The organism is Actinotalea ferrariae CF5-4 (genome assembly GCF_000603945.1).
In the GTDB taxonomy this organism is placed as follows: Bacteria; Actinomycetota; Actinomycetes; order Actinomycetales; family Cellulomonadaceae; genus Actinotalea; species Actinotalea ferrariae.
The window spans coordinates 1-2,832 of sequence record NZ_AXCW01000364.1 but is presented as its reverse complement, the minus strand read 5'-3'; the positions used below and the strand labels follow the sequence as shown (position 1 = coordinate 2,832).

General features: G+C 75.2%; 5 protein-coding genes. 1 reads left to right on the top strand and 4 read right to left on the bottom strand.

Translation table 11 applies throughout. The features are described from left to right. Positions 1–54: 54 nt before the first annotated feature. The 4 genes from N866_RS17790 to N866_RS17775 form a co-directional block, all read right to left on the bottom strand. Positions 55–465, bottom strand: a complete 411-nt coding sequence (locus N866_RS17790; protein ID WP_034229131.1) for a DUF302 domain-containing protein — start codon at positions 463–465, stop codon at positions 55–57. Further along, positions 465–827 carry a thioredoxin gene (gene trxA, locus N866_RS17785; RefSeq protein ID WP_034229128.1) on the bottom strand — a complete coding sequence of 121 codons (363 nt, stop codon included), beginning with the start codon at positions 825–827 and terminating at the stop codon, positions 465–467. Before trxA ends, N866_RS17790 begins: the two co-directional genes overlap by 1 nt. Before the next feature lie 230 nt (positions 828–1,057). Next, the gene (locus tag N866_RS17780) at positions 1,058–2,017 is read right to left on the bottom strand and encodes a hypothetical protein (protein WP_155855466.1); all 960 of its coding nucleotides are present in this window, start codon (positions 2,015–2,017) and stop codon (positions 1,058–1,060) included. Positions 2,018–2,055: 38 nt separating this feature from the next. Beyond that, on the bottom strand, positions 2,056–2,409 hold the full coding sequence (locus N866_RS17775) for a PRC-barrel domain-containing protein (protein WP_052023230.1): 354 nt from the start codon (positions 2,407–2,409) through the stop codon (positions 2,056–2,058). A 202-nt stretch (positions 2,410–2,611) separates the two neighbouring features. Here N866_RS17775 and N866_RS17770 point away from each other — a divergent pair. Further along, positions 2,612–2,832, top strand: a 221-nt coding sequence (locus tag N866_RS17770; RefSeq protein WP_034229124.1) for a hypothetical protein, incomplete at its 3' end; no start/stop codon positions are given.

The window sequence follows — 2,832 nt, the reverse complement described above, 5'->3', positions numbered from 1 at the left end:
GGCGGCACGGCCGTTCGCGACGCTGACCGCCTGGCGGGCGTCGCGCGGGTCAGGTCAGCCGGGCGTCGGCCCGGACGCCTCGAGGCGCTCGCGCGCCGCCTGGAGGCGTGCGCCGGCGTCGTCGGCGACGGTCGCGACCTCGGGGTTCGCGGTGACCTGGCTCATGACCTGCGGGTCCAGGAAGTCCACCCCCGTGCGTCCGTCACCGAGGTCGCGGACGACGACGTTGCACGGCAGCAGCAGACCGATGGTGGCCTCGGCCTGGAGGGCGCGGTGGGCCAGCGGCGGGTTGCAGGCGCCGAGGATGACCTGCCGGGGCACGTCGACGCCGATCTTCGCCTTGAGGGTCGCCGTCATGTCGATCTCGGTGAGGACCCCGAAGCCCTGCTCCTGCAGGGCCGCGCGGGTCGCGTCGACCGTCTCGTCGAACGAGCGGGCCAGGACGGTGCTCAGCGCGTAGCCCATCAGGAGCTCGCCTTGGCGACCTCGGCACGGACCTCGTCCATGTCGAGGGCCTTCGCCTGGGTGATGAGGTCCTCCAGGGCGGTCGCGGGCAGCGCTCCGGGCTGGGCGAAGACGAGGATGCCCTCGCGGAAGATCATCAGCGTGGGGATGGAGCTGATCCCGGCCTGGGCGGCCAGTGCCTGCTCCGCCTCGGTGTCCACCTTGCCGAAGACGACGTCGGGGTGCTGCTCGGACGCCGCCTCGAAGACCGGGGCGAACATGCGGCAGGGGCCGCACCAGGCGGCCCACCAGTCCACGAGGACGAGCTTGTCGGAGTCGACGGTGCTCTCGAACGTCTCGGCGGTCAGGTTCACGGTGGGCATGGGGTGCTCCTCTCGTCGGGGGGTGCTGCGGTCGGGGCGGTGCGGTCGGGTGGCGCGGTCCTGACCCGAGGGCCTCGGATGCGGCTCGACCATACCCCTGGGGGTATCAACCGTGCGAGCGCGGCGCTTGTTCCCGGGACGGGTGCGGTGGCGGGCATGTCGTCCTGCCCGCCACCACGACGCCTGCGCTGCTCCCTCGCGCCGTCCTCCGACGCGGGCGTACCCGACCGTCAGGCGCCCAGGCCCACGCGGTCGACACGACGGTGGTAGCGCATCCCGGTGATGCCGCCGAGCACGGCACCGGCCAGGGCGGCCAGGGCGACGACGAGCGCCACGCCGATGCCCACGACGGTCAGGTCGCCCTCGTCCACGGGGATCCGCGGGAAGGCGTTGGCCTGGGCGAGCACGTCGAACTCCGTGCCGGCGACGAGGGCCAGGACCGCCACGACGATCGCGACGACGAGCGCCCAGAGCCACACGGCGATGCCCTGCTTGGCCCCGTCGAAGCGCGCCATGCGCCCCGCGACGTAGCCGCCGGCGAAGTAGGCCACGAAGATCACGACGAGCAGCACGATGGCGCTCGTCCAGCCCGCGGCGGCCGAGTCGGCGGCCTCGTCCACGGAGGTGTCGGTCCCCAGGCCGACGGCGGTGCCGATCGCGGCGGCGATCGCCGTGAGGATCACGGCCGTGCCCATCGCGGTGAGCCACCCGAAGAAGGCGGAGCCGATCTTCATGCCGCCGAACTCCTCGCGCTCCCGCGCCAGGACCGCCTGGCGGTCGCGCCCGAAGCTGCGCGCGGAGAGCGCCCCGGCGGCAGCGCCGGCCCCGGCGGCGCCCGCCGCCGCACCGTGCCCACGGCGGTCGTCGTCCTCGCGGTGCTCGTCGTGCCGGTCGTCGTGCCGGTCGTGCCGGTCGGGGACGCCGTCGCGGTCGCGGTCCCGGCCCTGGTCGCTGTCGTAGCGGTCCGGCACGCCGTCGCCGTCCCGGTCCCGGTCGCCGGCGAGCGGCATGGTGCGGTGCTGGTCGTCGTGGCGCCCGTCGACCCGGTCGTCGTGCCGGTCGACGGCGTCCGGACGCCCGTCGTGGTCGGCGTCGTGACGGACGGCGTCGTAGCGGTCGTCGCCCCGTCGGTCGGGGCCCGTGGGGCCGGACGCGGCGTGCGCGCCACCTCGGTCGTCGTGGGTGGTCATGGCGGTCTCCGTCCGGTCGTGCGGATCAGGTCGTGCGGTCAGGGTCGGGTCGAGGCGTCGTCGTCGGCGGCGGGTCCGAAGCCGTAGTGACGCAGGAGCAGCGCCTCCTCCTCGGGGGCGAGACGGCCGCTGTCGTCGTCGACGCGGGGAGCGGCGTGCACGAGGTCGCGGCCGTAGGGCACGCGGACCGCATCGCCGTCCAGCTCCGCGCCGTCGAGCGGCACGAAGCGCTCCTCGCGGCGCAGCCGGCCCACCGTCACCAGCCCCCAGGACGGGCGGCCCGTGGAGCCGTCGAGGAAGACGTCGCGCAGCGTGCCCAGACGCTTGCCGTCGGGTCCCGTCACGGGCCCGCCGTGCAGGGCGACGTCCTGGATCTCGTCCGCGGTGATCACGGCACCGGCTCCTCTCGTGGCACTGGTCGTCCCGTGCGTCCCTGCTGGTCACCGGGGTGGTGCCGCCCGGGGCCGAGGAGCGCCCGTCCCCTCGAACGTACGAGCGCCGAGCAGGGTCGGCAACCGGAGGCGCAGCCACGCCCGCCGTCGGACATGACCTTCGGCCCCGTCACCGACCGGCCGCCCGGCGGACGATGGGACGGTGGCCGGCGTACCGGCGCAGGACAGGGCGGGACCGCTCCTGCTGGTCGTGTCGACCGCGCTGCTCGCCGCGGGCGGGGTCGCGTGGTGGCTGGAGGCCGCGCCGCTCGCCGACGGGGCCTGGCTGGCCGGGACCCTCGTCGGCCTCGTCTTCGCCCTCGGCACGACGGCCCGCGCCCTCCACGAGCGGCGGCCGACCGTCGACGTCATCGCGGTGCTGGC

Bases quoted from the DNA above. Each gene is read 5' to 3' on its own strand.
- N866_RS17780 (WP_155855466.1), bottom strand. From the start codon at position 2,017: ATGACCACCCACGACGACCGAGGTGGCGCGCACGCCGCGTCCGGCCCC.
- N866_RS17790 (WP_034229131.1), bottom strand. From the start codon at position 465: ATGGGCTACGCGCTGAGCACCGTCCTGGCCCGCTCGTTCGACGAGACG.
- trxA (WP_034229128.1), bottom strand. From the start codon at position 827: ATGCCCACCGTGAACCTGACCGCCGAGACGTTCGAGAGCACCGTCGAC.